The organism is Sporosarcina sp. FSL K6-6792 (assembly GCF_038004885.1).
Taxonomy (GTDB): Bacteria; Bacillota; Bacilli; order Bacillales_A; family Planococcaceae; genus Sporosarcina; species Sporosarcina psychrophila.
On the sequence record NZ_JBBOSA010000001.1, the window covers coordinates 2,044,512 to 2,063,233 of the forward strand.

General features: G+C 35.2%; 15 protein-coding genes. 4 read left to right on the top strand and 11 right to left on the bottom strand.

Going from position 1 to position 18,722, the window contains the following annotated elements; genetic code table 11:
- Positions 1-51: 51 nt before the first annotated feature.
- A complete protein-coding gene (locus MKZ26_RS09890) occupies positions 52-495 on the bottom strand; it encodes a disulfide oxidoreductase (RefSeq protein WP_067206113.1) in 444 nt (147 codons plus the stop codon).
- A 92-nt stretch (positions 496-587) separates the two neighbouring features.
- On the opposite strand from MKZ26_RS09890, the gene MKZ26_RS09895 reads away from it, so the two are divergent.
- A protein-coding gene (locus tag MKZ26_RS09895) for an IS3 family transposase (RefSeq protein ID WP_340766049.1) occupies positions 588-1,735 on the top strand; the annotation gives its coding sequence in 2 pieces (ribosomal slippage) (positions 588-834 and positions 834-1,735; 1,149 coding nt in all).
- A gap of 1 nt (position 1,736) precedes the next feature.
- Here MKZ26_RS09895 and MKZ26_RS09900 read toward each other — a convergent pair.
- The 3 genes from MKZ26_RS09900 to MKZ26_RS09910 form a co-directional block, all read right to left on the bottom strand.
- Positions 1,737-2,414, bottom strand: a complete 678-nt coding sequence (locus tag MKZ26_RS09900; RefSeq protein WP_340766051.1) for a DsbA family protein — start codon at positions 2,412-2,414, stop codon at positions 1,737-1,739.
- Positions 2,415-2,447: 33 nt separating this feature from the next.
- Positions 2,448-3,332, bottom strand: a complete 885-nt coding sequence (locus tag MKZ26_RS09905; RefSeq protein WP_340766053.1) for a copper resistance D family protein — start codon at positions 3,330-3,332, stop codon at positions 2,448-2,450.
- A 210-nt stretch (positions 3,333-3,542) separates the two neighbouring features.
- Positions 3,543-4,097, bottom strand: a complete 555-nt coding sequence (locus tag MKZ26_RS09910) for a copper resistance CopC family protein (protein WP_340766055.1) — start codon at positions 4,095-4,097, stop codon at positions 3,543-3,545.
- 201 nt (positions 4,098-4,298) lie between these two features.
- On the opposite strand from MKZ26_RS09910, the gene MKZ26_RS09915 reads away from it, so the two are divergent.
- Positions 4,299-4,619 carry an ArsR/SmtB family transcription factor gene (locus MKZ26_RS09915; RefSeq protein ID WP_067206104.1) on the top strand — a complete coding sequence of 107 codons (321 nt, stop codon included), beginning with the start codon at positions 4,299-4,301 and terminating at the stop codon, positions 4,617-4,619.
- A 13-nt stretch (positions 4,620-4,632) separates the two neighbouring features.
- Positions 4,633-7,104 carry a heavy metal translocating P-type ATPase gene (locus MKZ26_RS09920; protein WP_340766057.1) on the top strand — a complete coding sequence of 824 codons (2,472 nt, stop codon included), beginning with the start codon at positions 4,633-4,635 and terminating at the stop codon, positions 7,102-7,104.
- Between the two features lie 604 nt (positions 7,105-7,708).
- Here MKZ26_RS09920 and MKZ26_RS09925 read toward each other — a convergent pair.
- The 7 genes from MKZ26_RS09925 to MKZ26_RS09955 all read right to left on the bottom strand — a co-directional run bounded on the left by MKZ26_RS09925 (position 7,709) and on the right by MKZ26_RS09955 (position 15,408).
- Complete coding sequence (locus tag MKZ26_RS09925) at positions 7,709-8,119, bottom strand: DUF4181 domain-containing protein (protein WP_340766060.1); 411 nt, start codon at positions 8,117-8,119, stop codon at positions 7,709-7,711.
- A gap of 263 nt (positions 8,120-8,382) precedes the next feature.
- Positions 8,383-8,622 carry a hypothetical protein gene (locus MKZ26_RS09930; RefSeq protein WP_338653502.1) on the bottom strand — a complete coding sequence of 80 codons (240 nt, stop codon included), beginning with the start codon at positions 8,620-8,622 and terminating at the stop codon, positions 8,383-8,385.
- Between the two features lie 705 nt (positions 8,623-9,327).
- Positions 9,328-10,320: a DUF3592 domain-containing protein gene (locus MKZ26_RS09935; RefSeq protein WP_340766062.1), complete on the bottom strand. Its 993-nt coding sequence runs from the start codon at positions 10,318-10,320 to the stop codon at positions 9,328-9,330.
- 120 nt (positions 10,321-10,440) lie between these two features.
- Positions 10,441-10,605 carry a hypothetical protein gene (locus MKZ26_RS09940; protein WP_340766064.1) on the bottom strand — a complete coding sequence of 55 codons (165 nt, stop codon included), beginning with the start codon at positions 10,603-10,605 and terminating at the stop codon, positions 10,441-10,443.
- A gap of 750 nt (positions 10,606-11,355) precedes the next feature.
- On the bottom strand, positions 11,356-12,567 hold the full coding sequence (locus MKZ26_RS09945; RefSeq protein WP_340766066.1) for a YHYH domain-containing protein: 1,212 nt from the start codon (positions 12,565-12,567) through the stop codon (positions 11,356-11,358).
- Between the two features lie 917 nt (positions 12,568-13,484).
- Positions 13,485-13,715 (bottom strand): hypothetical protein, encoded by a 231-nt coding sequence (locus MKZ26_RS09950; RefSeq protein ID WP_340766068.1) that lies wholly within the window; start codon positions 13,713-13,715, stop codon positions 13,485-13,487.
- A 517-nt stretch (positions 13,716-14,232) separates the two neighbouring features.
- Complete coding sequence (locus tag MKZ26_RS09955; RefSeq protein WP_340766070.1) at positions 14,233-15,408, bottom strand: DUF3800 domain-containing protein; 1,176 nt, start codon at positions 15,406-15,408, stop codon at positions 14,233-14,235.
- A 524-nt stretch (positions 15,409-15,932) separates the two neighbouring features.
- On the opposite strand from MKZ26_RS09955, the gene MKZ26_RS09960 reads away from it, so the two are divergent.
- Positions 15,933-18,704: a DNA methyltransferase gene (locus tag MKZ26_RS09960; protein WP_340766071.1), complete on the top strand. Its 2,772-nt coding sequence runs from the start codon at positions 15,933-15,935 to the stop codon at positions 18,702-18,704.
- The last annotated feature ends 18 nt before the right edge of the window (positions 18,705-18,722 follow it).

Genomic DNA, 18,722 nt, shown 5'->3' on the forward strand with positions numbered 1-18,722 from the left:
CGTTATTCCTTATGTAAGGAAGTAACGGTTCATTTATTAAAGTAACTTTATTTACTCAAGAGACTTCTTTGATTTGATAAAAACCATACAGCAAGCAATAATCACAAAAGCAACTAATGCTAAAAATGGTATCGTAATAAACCCAAACCAATTTATATATTGGGCACTACAAGGTACACCACTCACGCACGGCTTGATGCCTCCAAAGCCGGGTATCTTCTGCTCTAAATAATGCATGAAAGATATACCTCCTCCAATAAGTGCTAACGGAAGAACGAACTTTTTTACGGAACTGTCATTTTGAAAAGTTCCAATCCCTAATATCAAAGTAAGGGGGTACATGAGAATCCGCTGATACCAACATAGCTCACACGGAATAAACCCTTTTATTTCACTGAAGTACAAGCTCCCAAACGTTGCAACTAATGAAACAACCCAAGCGCCATATAATAAATATCCCTGCGGTTTGGATTCCTTTCTTTTAGTACCCTCCATCAGTCTTTATCCTTCATTGGATAGGTTACACTTAGTTGGACAATTAAATTAGGGGCTAGTAGAATAATACACAAGAAGCGAGGAGATCTACTATGTCCGTAAAAAGAAGAACGTTTTCTACAGATTTCAAAAAACAAGTGGTAGCCCTATATGAAAACGGAAAAAGCCGACAAGATATTGTCAAAGAATATGAATTAACCGCATCTGCTTTTGATAGGTGGATTACACAATTCAGGCAGTCTGGTTCATTCACAGAGAAAGATAATCAATCTCCAGAAGAGCAGGAGTTGATTGCCTTACGCAAGAGAAATAAGCAACTGGAAATGGAAGTAGATATTTTAAAGCAAGCAGCGCTGATCATGGGACGAAAATAGATGTGATTCAACAAAACCGTCACACCTATTCGGTATCAGCAATGTGTCAAATCCTGAAAATTGCGCGTAGCACCTTCTATTATGACACTGAAGTATCCGCTCAAAAAGAACAAATAAAACAGGCAGAAGAACGCGTATTAAAAGAAAAGATCGCTAAGGTTTTCAATGAAAACCGACACGTTTATGGTACTCGGAAACTAAAAATAGAACTAGATAAAGAGACAGAAGGCCTTACAATCTCGAGACGCCGAATTGGAAGATTGATGAGCGAACTTGGACTTCAATCAAAATACGCCAAACCTTCCTATAAACCAATGGCAACAAGACCAAATGAAGAATCCGTTCGAAACGTATTAAATCGAGAATTTGAAGTGGACAAAGAGATGTCCGTGTTAGTAAGCGACTTAACATACGTGAAAGTAGGATATCGCTGGAGTTACGTTTGTTTCTTAATCGATCTATACAATCGTGAAATTGTCGGGTGGAGCGTAGGAGCACAAAAAGACGCTGCTCTAGTTCAACGTGCCTTCGATTCTGTTAAATACCCATTGGGAAATGTGAACTTGTTTCATACAGATCGCGGTTCTGAATTTAAAAACGTTGGTATCGATGAATTATTAAGTGGATATAAAATTAAAAGATCACTTAGCCATAAAGGGAATCCTTATGACAATGCGGTGGCAGAGGCAACATTTAAGATTTTAAAAACAGAATTAATCAACGGAGCGCACTATCAAACCCTTAACCAGTTGTCCCTTGAACTTTTCGATTATGTCAATTGGTACAATAATATCCGTTCGCACAGTACATTAGGCTACCTAAGTCCGGTTGCTTATAAAAAATTAGCCCTTAATAATATCGTTTGATTTAGTGTTGACATACCATCATCTCTTGTTCTATTGCTGACTTAATGGCTTCATAATCAAAGGGGTCCTCCATCATTCTTCCGTTTATCACAATGGACGGAGTCATTGAAATTCCTGCTTCTCTTACTAAAGCTTCATCGATTTTAACGCTCTCCATTGTCGCTTCCTTTTCCATGTCTTCTTTCAACAATGTTTGATCAATCTCAGGATAAGCACTTGCAATTTCCAGTATCTTTTCAGGTGTTATCCATAGTCCATCATGATTTTCAACAGGCTGTGCATCAAACAGTGCTTGATGGAACGTCCAATACGCATCGGGGTTCCGCTCATAAACGGATTCAGCGGCAATCGATCCTAAAGTCGATTCTTTACCGTGGAATAATACGTTCACGAATGAAAAGTTAACTTTACCTGTGTCGATATAATCATTAACTAATTTCGGATAAATTATTTCCCCCCATGTTTTACATGATGGACATTTGAAATCACCGAATTCAACTACCGTTACAGGAGCATCTTTCTCCCCCAGTGAGGGCTGCCCAGTGACATCGATTTGCTTTATATCTGTTGGCAAGGATTCTTGTTTATTGCTGAGTACAGCGACTGCCGCCAATATTAGTACTACCGCAAGTGTTAATACAACTATAAATTTCATATTTGAATTCTTATTCTGTTTCATCAAATACCTCTTCTCTATTATTTTTCTACCCAATTATTGAATGCTAGCTATTAATCCTAAATATAGCGAAAGGATACAGAACATTCCCATGAAAAAAGAAACACTAGCGGGAGCCTTTTTCCTGAAGCTATATAAGATAAGCCACATGAAGATGATCGCCACTATGAAAAACATTGTACTTATTGTATTTAATCCGAATTGCACATGCATTGAAGGATCAATAATCCCTGAATAAAAATAATCGAAGACTGCCGAAGAACCACTACCACCAAGAGTTATCTCAATACTGTGAGGTGGTTCCTGTTGGCCCAAGACCGCTGTCGAAACAAAAGTAAAGAAAAGTAGTATGCTTTCGAACTTCAACCATGGTATTGGATTGATTTGCTCTTGTCGTTGCAATTTTCGCCTAATCCAAAATCCATTAATAAAAGCAAAAAATAAAACAGGGATGATGGTCAGATGCTTCAACAGTAAGGCTTGTCCATATGGTAGCATCCATGTGTCCCCATACTCATTCACATCGATGACTAATGTCATAAGATATATTCCGGTTCCCATGATCGTGAGAAAACAGCCAATTGCCAAAGGTGTAAACCATTTTAAATAAGAAAGCCAATTCTCTTGATTTTTTGAACACCAACCAACGATCAGGAGTATACCTACCCAGACTGTAACAGCTAAAAAGTGTAATGAGTGAACAACGAATCCACTCCATTCAGTGAGGGATGCTGCGTGACTTGCCCATCCCAACGCCAAGAGAAGAATGAAAGTAAAAGCTAGAGATATACCAGCCAGTACTTTGCTTTTCAATACCGGAAACAACGAAACAAACAGATAAAAAAACAGTGCAAGTATGACTGTGACATTCCAAGCCTTCCCTACTTCAAAACCACCGAGAACATTTTGCATTGTTAACATTAACCCAATATCTTCATAAAGAAACAAGATGATTCGAATTACGGGTGCAGCTGAAAAGAATATAATTCCTAACACGGAAAGTTGGATCAAGCGTTTAGGGATGCTTATTTTGGGTTTCAGCCGTTCCGGGATAAATTGAAGGATAAATGATCCCATTAATAGCGAAAAACAGAGATACAAAAGACTTTCAGAAATATAAATCCAAACCATTTACTTTTGCCTTCTTCCTAGGATCCATCCAAAAAATCCGCCAGCTATCGTAAATAAAATAACAAGAATTAGAACAAGAACATCATTCGATGCTATTTTTGATGAATCTTCAATTGACTGCTCTACAGGTTCTTCTATTGATTCTTCCTTTGGCACATCAGATGTCTCTTGGTTTTCTTCAGTTACTACTGGCTCTTCTAATTCGTCTTGACTTACCATAAATGAATAAGTTCCTTGTATCGGATGCCCATCTGCACCGATAATCTTCCATTCTACTGTATATGCGCCATTATCCAATGGCGACATGAAACCTCCTGTGATCACATTATCACTCACTTGAGTATTACTGATGATGATCTCCTCTTTACTCTCGTCAAAGACCTTCACAGTACTTGTCGATTCGATTTTCGAATTAAATTCCAATACAATTTCATAGACATCTTCAGTTATGTATTCCCCGTCAGCCGGTGAGGAAATCGTTAAACCGGTATGTGCAGAGACAGTGGTTGTAAATGTGAACAACAAAATTAATGTTGCACTAATAATCCTCTTCATTGCTTCTCTTCCTCTCAATAGCGTTAAATCAAAATTTAGTGTACAAGAAAAGAAACATACTAAAACATTTCTTTTGGAAAAAACACGCATTGTTCACAGCTACTATAAGATAAAGACATAAAATTGACACACATATTAGTTGTTGCTAATATGATAATAACAAATCATATTAGTCTTGTCTAATATATAAGGAGAGATAGCATGAATCAGACAGATTTAGATCTTAAAGTAAAGTTTTTACGTGCATTCGGAGATAAAACAAGGGTTCAAATATTAGAGTGCATCAAATATGAGGAAAAGACTGTATCACAAATTGTTGAAAGTATAGAAGGTAATCAGTCAAATATTTCGCAGCACTTAGCCTGTCTCAGAGGGTGTGGGATCATTGTAGGAAGACCAGAGGGAAAATACGTCTACTATGGATTGCGAAATCAGCAAGTTAAAGAGTTATTAGACACATTTGATAATGTACTTAGTCAAATTGAAGGCAATGTTGCTTGTTGTGAAAATCATATAAGTTAAGGGGGTGCGAAAAATGGACAAAAAATGCTGTTCGAGCCAAATAGAACCCCCAAAAGTAGAGGAACAAACAAATTGCTGCAGCGGTAAAGAACTAGATAAGACTTCGATTGTTTCAGTCGATTGTTGCACTAATTCAAAAGAAATTCTAAATCCGGTTAACGTAAACCTCAATGAAGGATTGAAAGAGGAATTTCGAGTTTATGGAATGGATTGCCCAGCTTGTGCGGTGACAATTGAAAAAAGTCTAAGCACTCAACAAAGTATCGATGGAGTAAACGTAAACTATAGTACAGGAAAAATGCAGGTTAGTTCGACTGAAGAACTTGAATTTGAGTTCATCCAAAAACAAATGAAGAAGCTTGGTTTTGAAATTGAACCTATTCAAGTTAATACCAACTTGAATAATTACTTTATTGAAGGCATGGATTGTGAATCTTGTGCCTTAACAATTGAAAACCACTTGAATAATCTTCCTACTGTCAAACACGTTCAGGTGAATTTTTCAACGGGCAAAATGAAGATTGAACATGAAAATAGCCCAGAAGACATTATTAACGAAGTAGCTAAAGCTGGATTTAAAGCATCACTCATCACTAACAATAAGCAGCCGCCTTCCTCCACACGTTCTAGTAATCAGAATTGGGCTGTCATTTTTTCAGGTATATTAATTACGCTAGGATTTATCGACTCTTACACGGGAATTTCTCCTTATTTAACGATAACAATGTACGCGATCGCAATGATAATTAGTGGCTATAAACCTGTGAAGAGTGCTTATTATGCGATTAGAAGCCGTTCGTTAGACATGAACGTCCTCATGTCAGCTGCTGCAATCGGGGCTGCCTTTCTAGGCGAATGGCTTGAAGGGGCCACCGTTGTTTGGCTGTTTGCATTAGGGCTTAATTTGCAGAATCGCGCCATCGAAAAAACACGAAAATCGATTCGTGGACTTATGGAGTTAGCTCCTCCAGAAGCTTGGGTTAAAATTGGAAGCGAATTAATCAAAAAGCCTGTTGAAGAGATAGCAATTAATGACCTGATTGTCGTGAAGCCTGGGGATAGAATCCCATTAGACGGTGATGTGATAGAAGGTGAATCCAGTGTCAATCAGGCCACTATAACTGGAGAATCCATCCCTGTCGATAAAGAAAAAGGTAGTTTCGTGTATGCAGGTTCTATAAATGAACATGGCTCACTAAGCGTTAGAGTTACGAAACTTATAGAGGATACAACTATCTCTAAAATCATTCATTTAGTTGAAGAAGCTCAAGAGAAAAAGGCGCCTACAGAAGCGTTTATTGATAAATTCGCACGTATTTATACACCTGTTGTATTCATACTTGCTCTTTTAGTCATGCTCGTTCCCCCATTATTTGGATTTGGTACTTGGGATGAATGGATATATAAAGGGCTAACGCTGTTAGTGATTGCATGTCCTTGCGCACTCGTTATATCGACCCCAGTTGCCATTGTTTCAGCTCTTGGAAATGCTGCCAAAAATGGCGTTCTTATTAAAGGTGGAGCATTCTTAGAAATTGCAGGAACAATTAATGCCATCACCTTTGACAAAACTGGAACACTCACTGAAGGAAAACCAAAAGTTACTGATGTAGTAGTCTTTAATGATTCAGAAGAAAACATGTTATCAATCGCTCGAACGTTAGAGGAATACTCCACACATCCCATCGCTAAAACAATAGTGGACTACGCGAAAGAGAAAGGCATTCAAGCAAAGAATGGTTCAAAGTTTAAGAACCTTGCAGGAAAAGGGATCCAAGCAACAATCGGTCATGTACTCTACTTTGCAGGAAACAAAAAATTGTTTGAAGAGGTCAACACTCCTATTGATAATCATCTTGACGAAATTTTAAGACTGCAAGATGAAGGGAAAACCATTATCATTATAGGGACGGTCGAAAAGATTTTAGGGATAATTTGCGTTTCAGATACAATCCGAAAAGCAACTAAAGTAGCGATTGTAAGCCTAGAAAAAATAGGCGTTGAACAAGTGGTCATGCTGACAGGTGATAACGAAGGGACTGCCAAAGCAATCGCTTTAGAAGTTGGCGTGAATCGCTATTTCTCTGAATTATTACCAGAAGAAAAAGTAGATGTGATAAAAAAATTGCAAGAAGAAGGCTATCGAGTAGCCATGGTAGGTGATGGTATAAACGATGCCCCTGCACTAGCTACTGCAAACCTTGGGATAGCGATGGGTGGTGCTGGTACAGATACCGCAATGGAAACTGCAGATATCGTTTTAATGGCAGACAACTTAGACAAACTGCCACATACAATTAAGCTAAGTCGAAAAGCATTATCCATTATCAAACAAAATATTTGGTTTTCGATAATCGTAAAGATCGTAGCTTTACTATTAATTCTTCCTGGCTGGTTAACGCTATGGGTTGCTGTATTAAGTGACACCGGTGCTGCGCTGATCGTTATTTTAAATGCACTTCGTCTATTAAAGGTCAAAGGATAGTAACTATATAACCCTTGACGAAATGGATGTCACGTAAATTGGTATTTGAATTCTCTTCACAAATGATAAACTGAATAGTGTTGAGTCAAAAAGCGCCTAAAACCTTTACGGTTTCGGGCGCTTTTTGTGTTGTTTATTTGATGTTAATATTACTAAATAATACCCTTTAAACCAAAGTAATAGGGTTTTTAAACCTGGATTTTGGCTGTATGGAATAGTTTTAAGTATAACCTTGCCTAAAATATACTTAAAGTCACATGCTATTTGTAATTTAAAGATTTCTCAATATGGAGACGGCGGGAGTAATAGTGTCAGGTACCTGCTCGAAGAACTAATTAGTTAATTCACTATAATTGTGTAATAATAGAATGAAAATCAGACAAATTGGCACCTGTTTGCTTTTTTTTGTATGTTTATTCAGGTGTGCGAATTGCTAGTCTTTTCTTGACGTACAGGTACCACAAAATTAGATGTCCAGAAAAAGTTTCAAAGGGAAAACCGCAAACAAAACAAAAAAAAGAGTAGCCAAAGCTCCCCTTTCAAAAAGTATTTAGCCAACAATCGCGCTCGTTTGCTTTATTAAATCTACTTAAAGTAATTGTTCCTATGAAAAATATTCTAACCAGAAGACGAATCCAAGTAAGGTAATAAAAGTTAAGGTAAGCTGGATTAGTGATACCTGAAAGTCTTTTCTGTTATCCGAAAATCTCCATTCTATATATGCTTGAACACCAATTTGAGTTAGTACAAAAACACCAAATATTGTATATGTTATAAAGGGCTGACTATTAATAAGGATTGTACTAATTATAAGAGAAATCATAAAAACTATACGCAATGTCCAATCGACTTTTTTATGAAATTCATTTATATGATTATATGAAAACCATTTCTTTTTACTTGCACCCATTCTATAACGAAAAACAGCTGGAATAACGCCGACCAGTAAAATAGCAACTGATAATATTTTAATAAGTTCTACCCAAAACCCGGGTGGCATTCCAGGATACCCCATTTAAAATCATCTCCATTCTAAATTCCTTCCACTTCCACCACTAACTATATTATTGCTACGTACACAGGCAGCACTTACTCAATATGCCAATGGTTCAGGAATAATTGCAAGGGGAATAGCCCCGTACCGCCTACCCCAATATATGAACTTGCTAAAGCCCCATTATAGGGGTTAAACGGGTGTCACAAAGTTCTATTAGCGCTATAAAATGTTGCTTTTATTTTCTATTAGATAACTCTTTCCCCTCCCATAAATTCAGCTTTTTAATATGTATCCTTTTCAGAATCTTTATACTCTGTAATAAGAAATCCAACTTTAGATGTTTGATGGTTTCGACCTTTAAAGTCTCTTCCATCAATACCATAGGCTGACCATCCTTCTTTCCCAATGTAAAAGGTCAGTATGTTCTTGTATCCGAACTTTTTAGCTACTTGATCTTCACTGATGAATTTTAACTTGTTTTGAGTTAGAAACTTACAGATTCTCTCTTGTGAATTATCCATTTTTACTCATCCTCTCATTTTTAAATGAAATGTTCTTTTATTGTTTGATGGGAAAAGAGTAGCCGATTGACTACCCTTCTACAAGAGTACCAGTTGCCCACTAGCGTTGCATAGCAGTAAAATAACGTAAAAAATGATTGGGATCAGAAATAAAGTTAAATTAATACGAAAAAGGGCTCCTTCTGTAAAATGAAACTGACGACTAATCAGTTATCTACTCTACAGAAAGGAGCTTCCTTATGAAAAGTGTATACGAAAACAGAGTATTTTGTCAATGTTCATCTCTATTATCAGTTAACATTTTGGCATGTCCATTGATGTAAAGTTTTGTCTGCCTGTGCATCACACAATTCGAATTGATTCTGAATCGTGTCTGATTTGCACCGTGCACAGGGAGCACTCACTAAAAAACAACCTCATCTAAAGATGAAATCGTCTTTCTTTACTATATATTGTTCCCATACTGCTACCACACATCGCTTAAACGTTGCTGTGACAACATATTTGTAGACAGCGGGAGTCGAACCTGCCTCTAAAGACTTACATATTTAAGTAAATATACTTGCAAATGTTGACTATCCACTACGCTAAAATCAAATGCATTTTTTAAAAACTGTCATAAAAGTTTCTTGCACAGATATGCAATATTCAAAAAAGAAATGCATGGCTAAACCAGCATATCCGCATCCTATCCATTTGCCTATCTTACTTTTTATCGACCTTCCTATTAAACTTTTGCCAAAACCTTTTTTTTCCTTTATGATCATCTAGAAAAGCCCAAATAGAGAATGCACTCACAGCAATCAAACCAATATAAACAGACAATTCCCAGTATGTAAATAACAGAAGGTAATCCCATATAGAATTCCCTCGAACAAACACATCATACGGATCGGCATTTCGATAGCTAATTGGTAGTTTGTCTCCTATGCCATATTGCCGATAGGTGTGTCGCGTTACGTCTTTGGCCATTTCAAAAGTTCTGCCCGTATGATCTTTATAAGAGATGGTTAAATCCCGAATTGAGTCTTCGTATTTCCGATAAGTCGTATACTCGAATCGGTCAACCACTGTAGCTTCCGTTTTTGTCTTTCCGAATGGCTGCACTGTTCGAATCAGGTTAACTACAAAACTTTTGGCAATGAAAAGAAAAATTACAATGACAATACCTGCATTTCTCCAAGCCCTTTGTCTCGAATCTACTTTTTTCTTTCGTTTCTTTTTCCTCATTCTTTTCCTTTTTTTAAATCGCTCAGAAGATATCTTCTCTTCTAAGCGCTCCAATGCAGGAATGGATAAGAAAAAGGCCACGAGTAAACAGAAAGCTATAAACGCAAAAACAAAAATAGCAATCAAGTAATAGAGGCCATCAATGAGTATATCGCGCAGTGTCGAAAAGGTTGTAGCACCTGTCAAATAACCATTAATCGTATCGCCAATTTCAATGTTCTCTATCTGACTTTTGGAAACACGGTTGCGATATTTAATCTCTTCTCCGCCAGCAAGTTCGACCCAAACAAAATAGGTAGGAGGGGTGAATAACCCTTTGCTTGCTGTTTTTTCAATGACTGTCGCTTCTGCTGATCGAATTGAAGCTAAATCGTACTCATCCAGATAAGAATCGATCATTACCCAAGTGAAAAGGCTGAAAAATAAGCCTAAAACTAGAAGCCCAGCTAATTCTTTGATGTTTGTCATAATTTCCTCCATAACCATCCTTCCACCACCATATCAAACAGGCGTTAAAATACAAGAATAAAAAAACTACCAGCAAATGCTCTGATGGCAGGTCTACTTTAAATTCACCGTAGGGTTATTTCAAAACTTCTGCACTATAGAATCATCCTTTACAAGAAGTTCTACTTCTTTAGTGTCATGACCATCACCGTCTAGAATGATATTCAGAGAATAGTTACGATTCACTATTGAAGTAGCACCCTCACTTGCATGTTGAATGATTTCTTCATCTTTTAGTTCGTTCATTTCTTCAATGTTTTGTCTGCCTGTGTATCACACAATTCGAATTAATTCTGAATCGTGTCTGATTTGCACCGTGCATAGGCTGCACTCACTAAATATTTGTTAATATTCTAGAATATACCGATTGAATGAATATTTAGTTACGAAACTAGCAAGCCATTTGAATTACATATTCAGTAAAAAATGAATACATAACTCCGATGAAAGGGCGGGTAATCTGAGTAATTTAGGTAAATATATATTCGGAAAAATAGTGCTAGTTTTTTTATTGTAGTTTATTTAAAAATGCAAGCTTTTTTAACATCAGGAATGTATCTTGATAATATTGTTATTGAACTTTTTTTAATAATCATAACAATAAAATTAGCAATTATTACAACTGAAGTTATTTTTAAAAATACCAGAAAAAAATAATTAACAAGATGTTAAGGGACTTGCCTTTATGATCGATTCTTATAAATGCAAGTCCTATTGTTAAGCCTTCACACTCTCACAGACAACTTCGTAGCAACGATTAGATAGCCTGTATAAAATATTCATCTAATTAATTCTCAACGCAAATAAGCTCCCCAAATGATTATAGGAGCTTTTATGGTTGCACATTAACGCTAACAAAAAGTTGAAATGGTTTAGTCCTTATCGTGTCGCCTCGCGTAACGGTTAATACTACTTATAGCAGATATTTCCTATTCTCCAATAGTTTCATAATTTCATAAATATATTTTTAAAAATCTTATGAAACCATCTTTACAATTATGCTATTTTCTTTTTACGTTTTCGAGTCCAAAAATATATTCCACCGCCTACCGCTGGAATACCAATAGCACCAGTTGTCAGTAAAGTGTTACGATTATTCCTATCTATTTCTTCTTGGATATTCTGTCCTTTCAAGAAAAGTTTATCGTGTAAGGCAATCGCATCATCGTTAACCATATATTTCTTTGGGATAGTGTATGCTTTATTTTCTTTGCCTAGTTCAATTGATTTAGTTTTTATTTCTACTGCAAGTTCATTGTTGTCGTAACCTTCTTTGATCCATTCCGAAAAGTGTTCTTTTCCTTCATAAGGAGAGTTTGCAAACTTCATTTGTTTAAAAGCGTAATTATAGCCTTCTTCTACAACTTCTTCTTTCCGTTTTTGCAGACCACTCTCATATCCTTGTTTAAATGCTTCGATATAAATATCTTTTTTAATATCCGCAGTTATAGCTAACTCTTTTACCTCGTACCCTAAAGCCTGTCCTTCCTTTCCATACTTCGCTATTTCATTTTTATCTCGTTCATCTTCTCCCGCTTTGTGACCCTTCTCAAATTCAGGTGTCAGTATGTCAGTTTGAAAAACAGCTGGAATAACTATTTCATCTTGCGATAATCCTTGCTCATAACCCTTATCATAACTATCTTTACTATTCTTTGTTAATTGCCACGAAGAAGCAAATGCTTCTATATAAGAACTCTTATAAAGCTCCGAACTCCCGGAAGCATATAAAAAATCATTGTTTTTTTTCCCATCTAAAAATGAAGTTGCACCGTCTTTTTCCCCTTGATCATTTCCGGTTTTTTTATCTTTTGCATCTTGCTCTTCTTTATTAATTTTAGCTAGTCCATCTTCTAGACCCTTTTGGTATCCAGCTGACCAGCCTTCAACATAGTCCGTGTTAGAATCATCAGAACTCTGTTCAGGTGAATCTTTTTTGTACCCCATTTCATGTCCTTTGCCATAACCAGCTTTGTAACCACTATCATAGTAAATCTTTGGGTTGTAAACTGGTTTAGCAGGTGCAGGTGCTGTGTTTGTACTTCCTCCACCATTATGATAATGATAGCTAGTGCATAACCCTTTTGAGACAGATTTCGGACTACAATTATGTCCTCCGCTACTATCCGTTCGTCCTGAATGCGCCTCTGCATTATTGTGCAAAGAAAATACAAGTAAAATAACTAGTAAATAAGACCACTTCTTCATATAATATCCCCCTCGCATTACAATAGTACCATCCTTTTGGAACAATATAGGGATTATGAAAAATAAATTCTTTTCTTCGTTTACCTTCACTAAAACCTTTGCTCTATCTTGCTTAAAAGTAGAGTCCTCATTCTAATACTGGGAATGTAAATATTAATGGGTTCAGCTTCTGGCTTCCTAATTCCACTTCTCCACATCCTTCAAAATAAATACTCACAGACACGACTCAGATACACGAATTGGTTGTCTTTACGCAACGCATAGGTACCCCTGAATTTTACCCAAACAAAAAACGACCTCATCAAAAGATGAAGTCGTTTTTGTTATATATGTTGTTGCCATAATGATGCCACACATCGCTTAAACGCTGCTGTGACATCATAATATGGAGACGGCGGGAGTCGAACTCCCTTTTCACAAAATGCTTTAACAACAGTGTTTATAAAGGTTTTAGCACTAAAATAAAATCTTTGACCGTGGTTTCGACCGTGGAATGAAAAAAATCTTACGGAGACAAAGTTTTTTCACCCATTTTTCACTCTTTTAAAATTTGCTACTGCTTCGCAAATAGTTACATTGCTTTCACTTTTGTCTTTTATTTTTCGTCTCCAGAAACAATTGGAGAACCATTTTATACAATGATTGAAGTACTAAATGGAAAAATAATAGGAAACGTAATTTCGAATTTTCATAATAATGAGCAGATGCCATACATTTACGTTTCTAAGAAAATAGCTGTACAGTCAAGTGAAGTGTATTCCCGAAGTAATCAATTAGTGAATTACGTGGTCGCAGGAATAAATAGGAACTTCTTTAAAAGATTATTAAACACTGACCGAAGTATCATGGTTATTATAGATATTCAAGGATCTAAAGCAACAGCAATATCAATTACTAGCAAAGAAATATCGATCATGCTATTTGGATTTATTAGCTCCTACTTCATCTCTGATCTTCTCTACTAACATTCCAATATTATCTCTATAATTTTCAAGCCGATCCTTTAATGTCTCAATTTCCGATCTTTTAAAAGCTTTTCGCCCATAAAATATTGTAGCAATTTCCCATTCTAATTCACCAATCTTTTTATGAAGAAAATCAAATTCTTCTTTGTATAATTTTAATTCAGGAGTGAGTTTCTTTTCCATAGTATTCACCTTTCTTTCAAATCGATAAATTCCTATTTATCAGTATAATAAACAATTACTAGTCTATAATTGTATTGCTGTTGAACACAATACTATTAATTTGCATCTCCTCGATTTTTTGCATATCTTTTTTATTAGAATATTAATAATATTTAACACTAAAATGCAAAAAGCAATAAAGCCTGATGAGTGGCTGGATAAGGTTATTAAGATACAAAATAGATAAAAACGGATGGTACCTTTGTTTTATAAGGTACCTTTTTCTTTTGTGCACTAAACTGCCACAATAGTAAAAAGGCGTCTCCACTTTATCGTAGAAATGCACCCGATTATTGAACTACGATGAGAGGGTTCGGGTGTATCGAATTCATCAACTCCTTAAATTCCTTCCGCTCTCGCTCCAGTCAGATATTTACCGTTGACTAATGCCGCGTTTTTCCTTCTGCAGCTTGTCAGCTTTTGAACAAAAAAATGACCGTCAGATAGTCAATCTCAATTACTTAGCAAAATGTGCAAATTAATCAAACATAAACAAAACTGAATGGTCAGTGTCATCTTCAGTTTCAAGATCGTCTCTATTAACTTCATGAGCAGAAATATTAATTTCATTTATTCCTACAACGTCTAAAATATATTCAGCTAATCTATCCTTATTATTATTTCCTGAACTGTTATATTTTCTGTTAATTGATGCTGCAAACAAATCTGCAAACTGTAAAAATATACTCTTCTCAGATTCCATACAAATTAACTGATCCATCACTAAATCATTTTCATGATGAAGTTTAAAGTTATCTCCTATGTTTTGTTTTATAGTTTCTATGACTAACTCACTTTCTCCATCTTGATCTTTTGTTAGATTAATCTTATGTGGTAATGAAATTCTTTCAGATTTAATTTCATGTTCAACACCTAATCTGACAAATTGATAATAAAGCTTGGTAACTAGATCGGAGATAGGCATTCTATTAATTTTAGTTTTATTCACTCCAACAGCCTTAAAACTAACCATTGCACTGTTTTGCATAATAATATCGAAAAACTCTTTATAAAGTTCCAATTGCTCATTGCTGTTATTAGGTAATTTCATAAAATGAAATTCTTTCGATAGTCTTACGCCTGCTTTTTCCTTTTCTGTTGACCACTTAAAAAAATCTCGTTGAACTCTTGAAGTATATTGACTGTCTAAAAACCAAACACCTGCAACAAATACATAATTTGCGGTTTTACCAGTCTCATCAGAAAAAACATCAATTGATTTATAAGAGGGCTTATCTAATAACTGGCTTTCTTTTTCTTCCTCTTCTAAGGTTCTTCTTCTTCGTCTTACTTCAGTATCAGCTCTAAAAAGCTGATACTCATTTTGTATTTTAGCTCTAGCTCTAGTAATAGAGGTTAAACGCTCTAGCTTATATAAATCTTTCAAATCGACAGAATCAGAAGTAATGCCATTATAAACACGCCAGTATTGCATTTGCAGAGTAATATCCGAATTTCTAGTGTCAGGATATCTATTCAAAATACTTGCTACACGAGTAGTAAGCTTTTTATCATCTCCAGCTTGAACGGCTTTCCATAACTCATCTGCTTTACTCTTTCTTTCTTCTGTCTTCACTTTTTCTTTTTCTATTTCTTCTTCACTTATTTCTTCTGGACGTTCTTCATCAACAACATCCTCATTACTTTCAGACATAATATATCCCCCCAGAAAGTTTTGAAATATATAATACGAAACTAGTCATCTTCCTTTTCATCAATCAATTGTTGATTCAATTCTTTTTGCTGTTCTTCGGTCAGTTTCTCTCAAAGCGTACTCATTCTCTCCTTAAGTATACAATTATTTATAAATTTAGATACTTTTAGCCTTTACTCGATACTTGTCCAATTCACCGCTTTAAAATTTCTTGAGCGCATCTTTGAAAACGCCCGAAAAGACAATGAGTCCTTTCCTTTTCAACGCACGATAGAAAATTTCAAAGACTTCATAGTCCATATCCATTAACGGGTGCAAAAGTGATTTGGAAAGACAAGGTTCAGAATTGGATTAACTTGCGAAAGTATGAAAGCTTTATAGAAATAGAAAGTGAAAAGTAATTAAATTATGTACAAGTAATCTATTTGATTTCTGACAGTTGTTTTAATAATTAAAGTAGGAACCAAATAAAGTGCTATGATATAAATAACAGGAATAATTAAAATTCATTACGAGGTGGGAAAATGATAGGACAACTAGAACAAAGACAAGCAGCAAAAGAATTTTCTGGAAAATGGGAAGGTATAGGATATGAAAAAGGGGACAGTGCTCGTTTTTGGATATCTTTGCTTCAGGATGTCTATGGAGTTGAAAATCCAACAGACTTTATACGATTTGAAGATAGAGTAATGTTAGATCATACAAGTTTCATTGATGGTTACATTCCTTCTACACATGTCTTAATAGAGCAAAAAAGTATTGATAAAGATTTAGGGAAAGCGATCCGTCAATCAGATAATTCTTTACTCACCCCTTTTCAGCAGGCTAAAAGATATTCTGCAGAATTACCATACTCAGATAGACCACGTTGGATAGTGCTTAGTAACTTTAAGATGTTTCACATATACGATATGGAAAATCCTAATGGAGAACCAGAAGTTTTACATTTAAAGGATTTGGAACAAGACTATTATCGATTATCATTTCTAGTTCATCAAGAAGATAGAAACATTGAAAAAATGAAAGAAATATCAATTCAAGCTGGTGAGATAGTAGGGAGTTTGTACGATGCTTTACTAAAAGAGTATAAAAATCCTGAAGATGAAAAAACTTTAAAAGATTTAAATACATTATCTGTAAGATTAGTTTTTTGCTTTTATGCTGAAGATTCTGGTCTTTTTGGTCGACATAGAATGTTTTATAATTATTTGATTAAACATCAGAGTATTCATTTTAGGGGCGCCTTAATTAAACTTTTTAAAGTTCTCAATCAAAAACCTGAGGAAAGAGACCCTTACTTGGAAGATGATTTAGCAGCGTTTCCTTATGTAAATGGAGGTTTATTTGAGCATTCAGATATCGAAATACCAAGACTAAACGATGAAATCATCGACATTATTCTCAATAAAGCAAGTTCAGGTTTTGATTGGAGTAATATCAGTCCAACCATATTTGGTGGTGTATTTGAAAGTACCCTAAACCCTGATACAAGGCGATCAGGAGGAATGCATTATACTTCTATCGAAAATATACATAAAGTTATAGATCCATTATTTATGAATGAGTTAAATAAAGAGTTTGAAAAAGTTCAACTTCTAAAAACTCACAATATAAGAATACAAAGACTTGAAGAATTCCAAGAGAAACTTGCGTCTCTTAAATTCTTAGATCCTGCAGCTGGTAGCGGAAACTTCTTAACCGAAACTTATATTTCATTACGAAGACTAGAAAATGAAGTGATTAAAAACATCTTTGGAATGCAAGTCGTTCTTGGTGATGTAGTAAATCCCATCAAAGTATCAATTACTCAATTTTACGGAATTGAAATCAATGACTTTGCTGTAACAGTTGCCAAAACTGCTCTTTGGATAGCTGAATCACAGATGATTCAAGAAACTGAGGATATTATTCATACAAACATTGATTTCTTACCAATCAAAAGCGATGCAAAAATAATACAAGATAACGCATTAAACATGAACTGGGAAACCCTTATTATTGAAGGTGATATTAATTATATAGTTGGTAATCCACCTTTCATTGGTGGAGTTTATCAAACTGGACAACAAAAACAAGACATGAGAGACATTTTTGGTGAAAAAGCTAAACTGAAAAACTTAGATTATGTAGCTTCCTGGTTTTTAAAAACTATGCAATTAATGAATAAAAGACCTTCAATTAAAGCTGCTTTTGTAGCTACAAATTCTATTACACAAGGAGAGCAAGTAGAAATTTTATGGGAACCTTTTTTAAATAATAGAATATCCATTAACTTTGCATACACAACATTCAAATGGATAACAGAATCTAAAGGGAAAGCTGCTGTTCATTGTGTAATCATTGGATTCAGTAAAGAGGAGATTAGCCCTAAAACAAAATTGATTTATTCTTCAGAAGGAAAATCAATAATAGCAAATAATATTAATCCATATCTCGTTGATGCGCCGAATATTATTGTAAAGGAAGCAAGATTCCCATTTAATAACAGAAAGAAAATGGTCAGGGGTAACCAGCCCACAGAAGGAGGATTTTTACTTCTGACAAAAAAAGAAAAAGATGAGCTACTTTCCAAAGATCCAGAGGCTATAAAGTGGATTAAAATATTTATGGGTGCAAGAGAATTCATTCAAGGGAAAGAAAGATACTGTTTGTGGTTTGCAGATGCAGATATGCGAGAGGTACGTAAACATCCACTATTAATGGAAAGGATAGATAATGTTCGGAAGATGCGTTTAGCTAGTCAGGACGCAGGTACTAGAAAAAAAGCTGAAACTCCATGGCTTTTTAGAGAAACAAATAATCCTGAGACAGCATTAGTTATACCTTCAGCGTCTTCAGAAAATCGTAGATATATTCCAATTGGTTATGTAGATAAATCTGTAATCCTAAGTAACTTAGTACAAACACTACCAAAAGGAACCCTATTGGATTTTTCTATTTTAAATTCTAATGTTCATATGGGTTGGATGAGAACTGTTGCAGGAAGACTGAAAAGCGATTACAGATACTCAATATTTATAGTTTATAATACATTTCCATTTCCTAATCTAAACGAAGCAGAAAAAAAGAAACTTGAACAAACAGCTGAAAATATTTTACAGGCAAGAGAATTATATCCCAATTGGTCTTTAGCGGATCTATACGATGAACTAACCATGCCACCAGAATTACGAAAAGCACATCAAGAGAACGATAAGAAAGTTATGGATGCTTATGGACTTGATTGGCGAACGATGACCGAATCAGAGTGTGTGGCTGAACTTATGAATATGTATAAAAAATTAAGCAATGCTTAATTAATAGATTTGAAATAT

What these genes read in the sequence shown, in the direction of transcription:
- MKZ26_RS09890 (WP_067206113.1), bottom strand. Translation starts at nt 495, where the DNA reads ATGGAGGGTACTAAAAGAAAGGAATCCAAACCGCAGGGATATTTATTA.
- MKZ26_RS09900 (WP_340766051.1), bottom strand. Translation starts at nt 2,414, where the DNA reads ATGAAACAGAATAAGAATTCAAATATGAAATTTATAGTTGTATTAACA.
- MKZ26_RS09905 (WP_340766053.1), bottom strand. Translation starts at nt 3,332, where the DNA reads ATGTTAACAATGCAAAATGTTCTCGGTGGTTTTGAAGTAGGGAAGGCT.
- MKZ26_RS09910 (WP_340766055.1), bottom strand. Translation starts at nt 4,097, where the DNA reads ATGAAGAGGATTATTAGTGCAACATTAATTTTGTTGTTCACATTTACA.
- MKZ26_RS09915 (WP_067206104.1), top strand. Translation starts at nt 4,299, where the DNA reads ATGAATCAGACAGATTTAGATCTTAAAGTAAAGTTTTTACGTGCATTC.
- MKZ26_RS09920 (WP_340766057.1), top strand. Translation starts at nt 4,633, where the DNA reads ATGGACAAAAAATGCTGTTCGAGCCAAATAGAACCCCCAAAAGTAGAG.
- MKZ26_RS09925 (WP_340766060.1), bottom strand. Translation starts at nt 8,119, where the DNA reads ATGGGGTATCCTGGAATGCCACCCGGGTTTTGGGTAGAACTTATTAAA.
- MKZ26_RS09930 (WP_338653502.1), bottom strand. Translation starts at nt 8,622, where the DNA reads ATGGATAATTCACAAGAGAGAATCTGTAAGTTTCTAACTCAAAACAAG.
- MKZ26_RS09935 (WP_340766062.1), bottom strand. Translation starts at nt 10,320, where the DNA reads ATGACAAACATCAAAGAATTAGCTGGGCTTCTAGTTTTAGGCTTATTT.
- MKZ26_RS09940 (WP_340766064.1), bottom strand. Translation starts at nt 10,605, where the DNA reads ATGAACGAACTAAAAGATGAAGAAATCATTCAACATGCAAGTGAGGGT.
- MKZ26_RS09945 (WP_340766066.1), bottom strand. Translation starts at nt 12,567, where the DNA reads ATGAAGAAGTGGTCTTATTTACTAGTTATTTTACTTGTATTTTCTTTG.
- MKZ26_RS09950 (WP_340766068.1), bottom strand. Translation starts at nt 13,715, where the DNA reads ATGGAAAAGAAACTCACTCCTGAATTAAAATTATACAAAGAAGAATTT.
- MKZ26_RS09955 (WP_340766070.1), bottom strand. Translation starts at nt 15,408, where the DNA reads ATGTCTGAAAGTAATGAGGATGTTGTTGATGAAGAACGTCCAGAAGAA.
- MKZ26_RS09960 (WP_340766071.1), top strand. Translation starts at nt 15,933, where the DNA reads ATGATAGGACAACTAGAACAAAGACAAGCAGCAAAAGAATTTTCTGGA.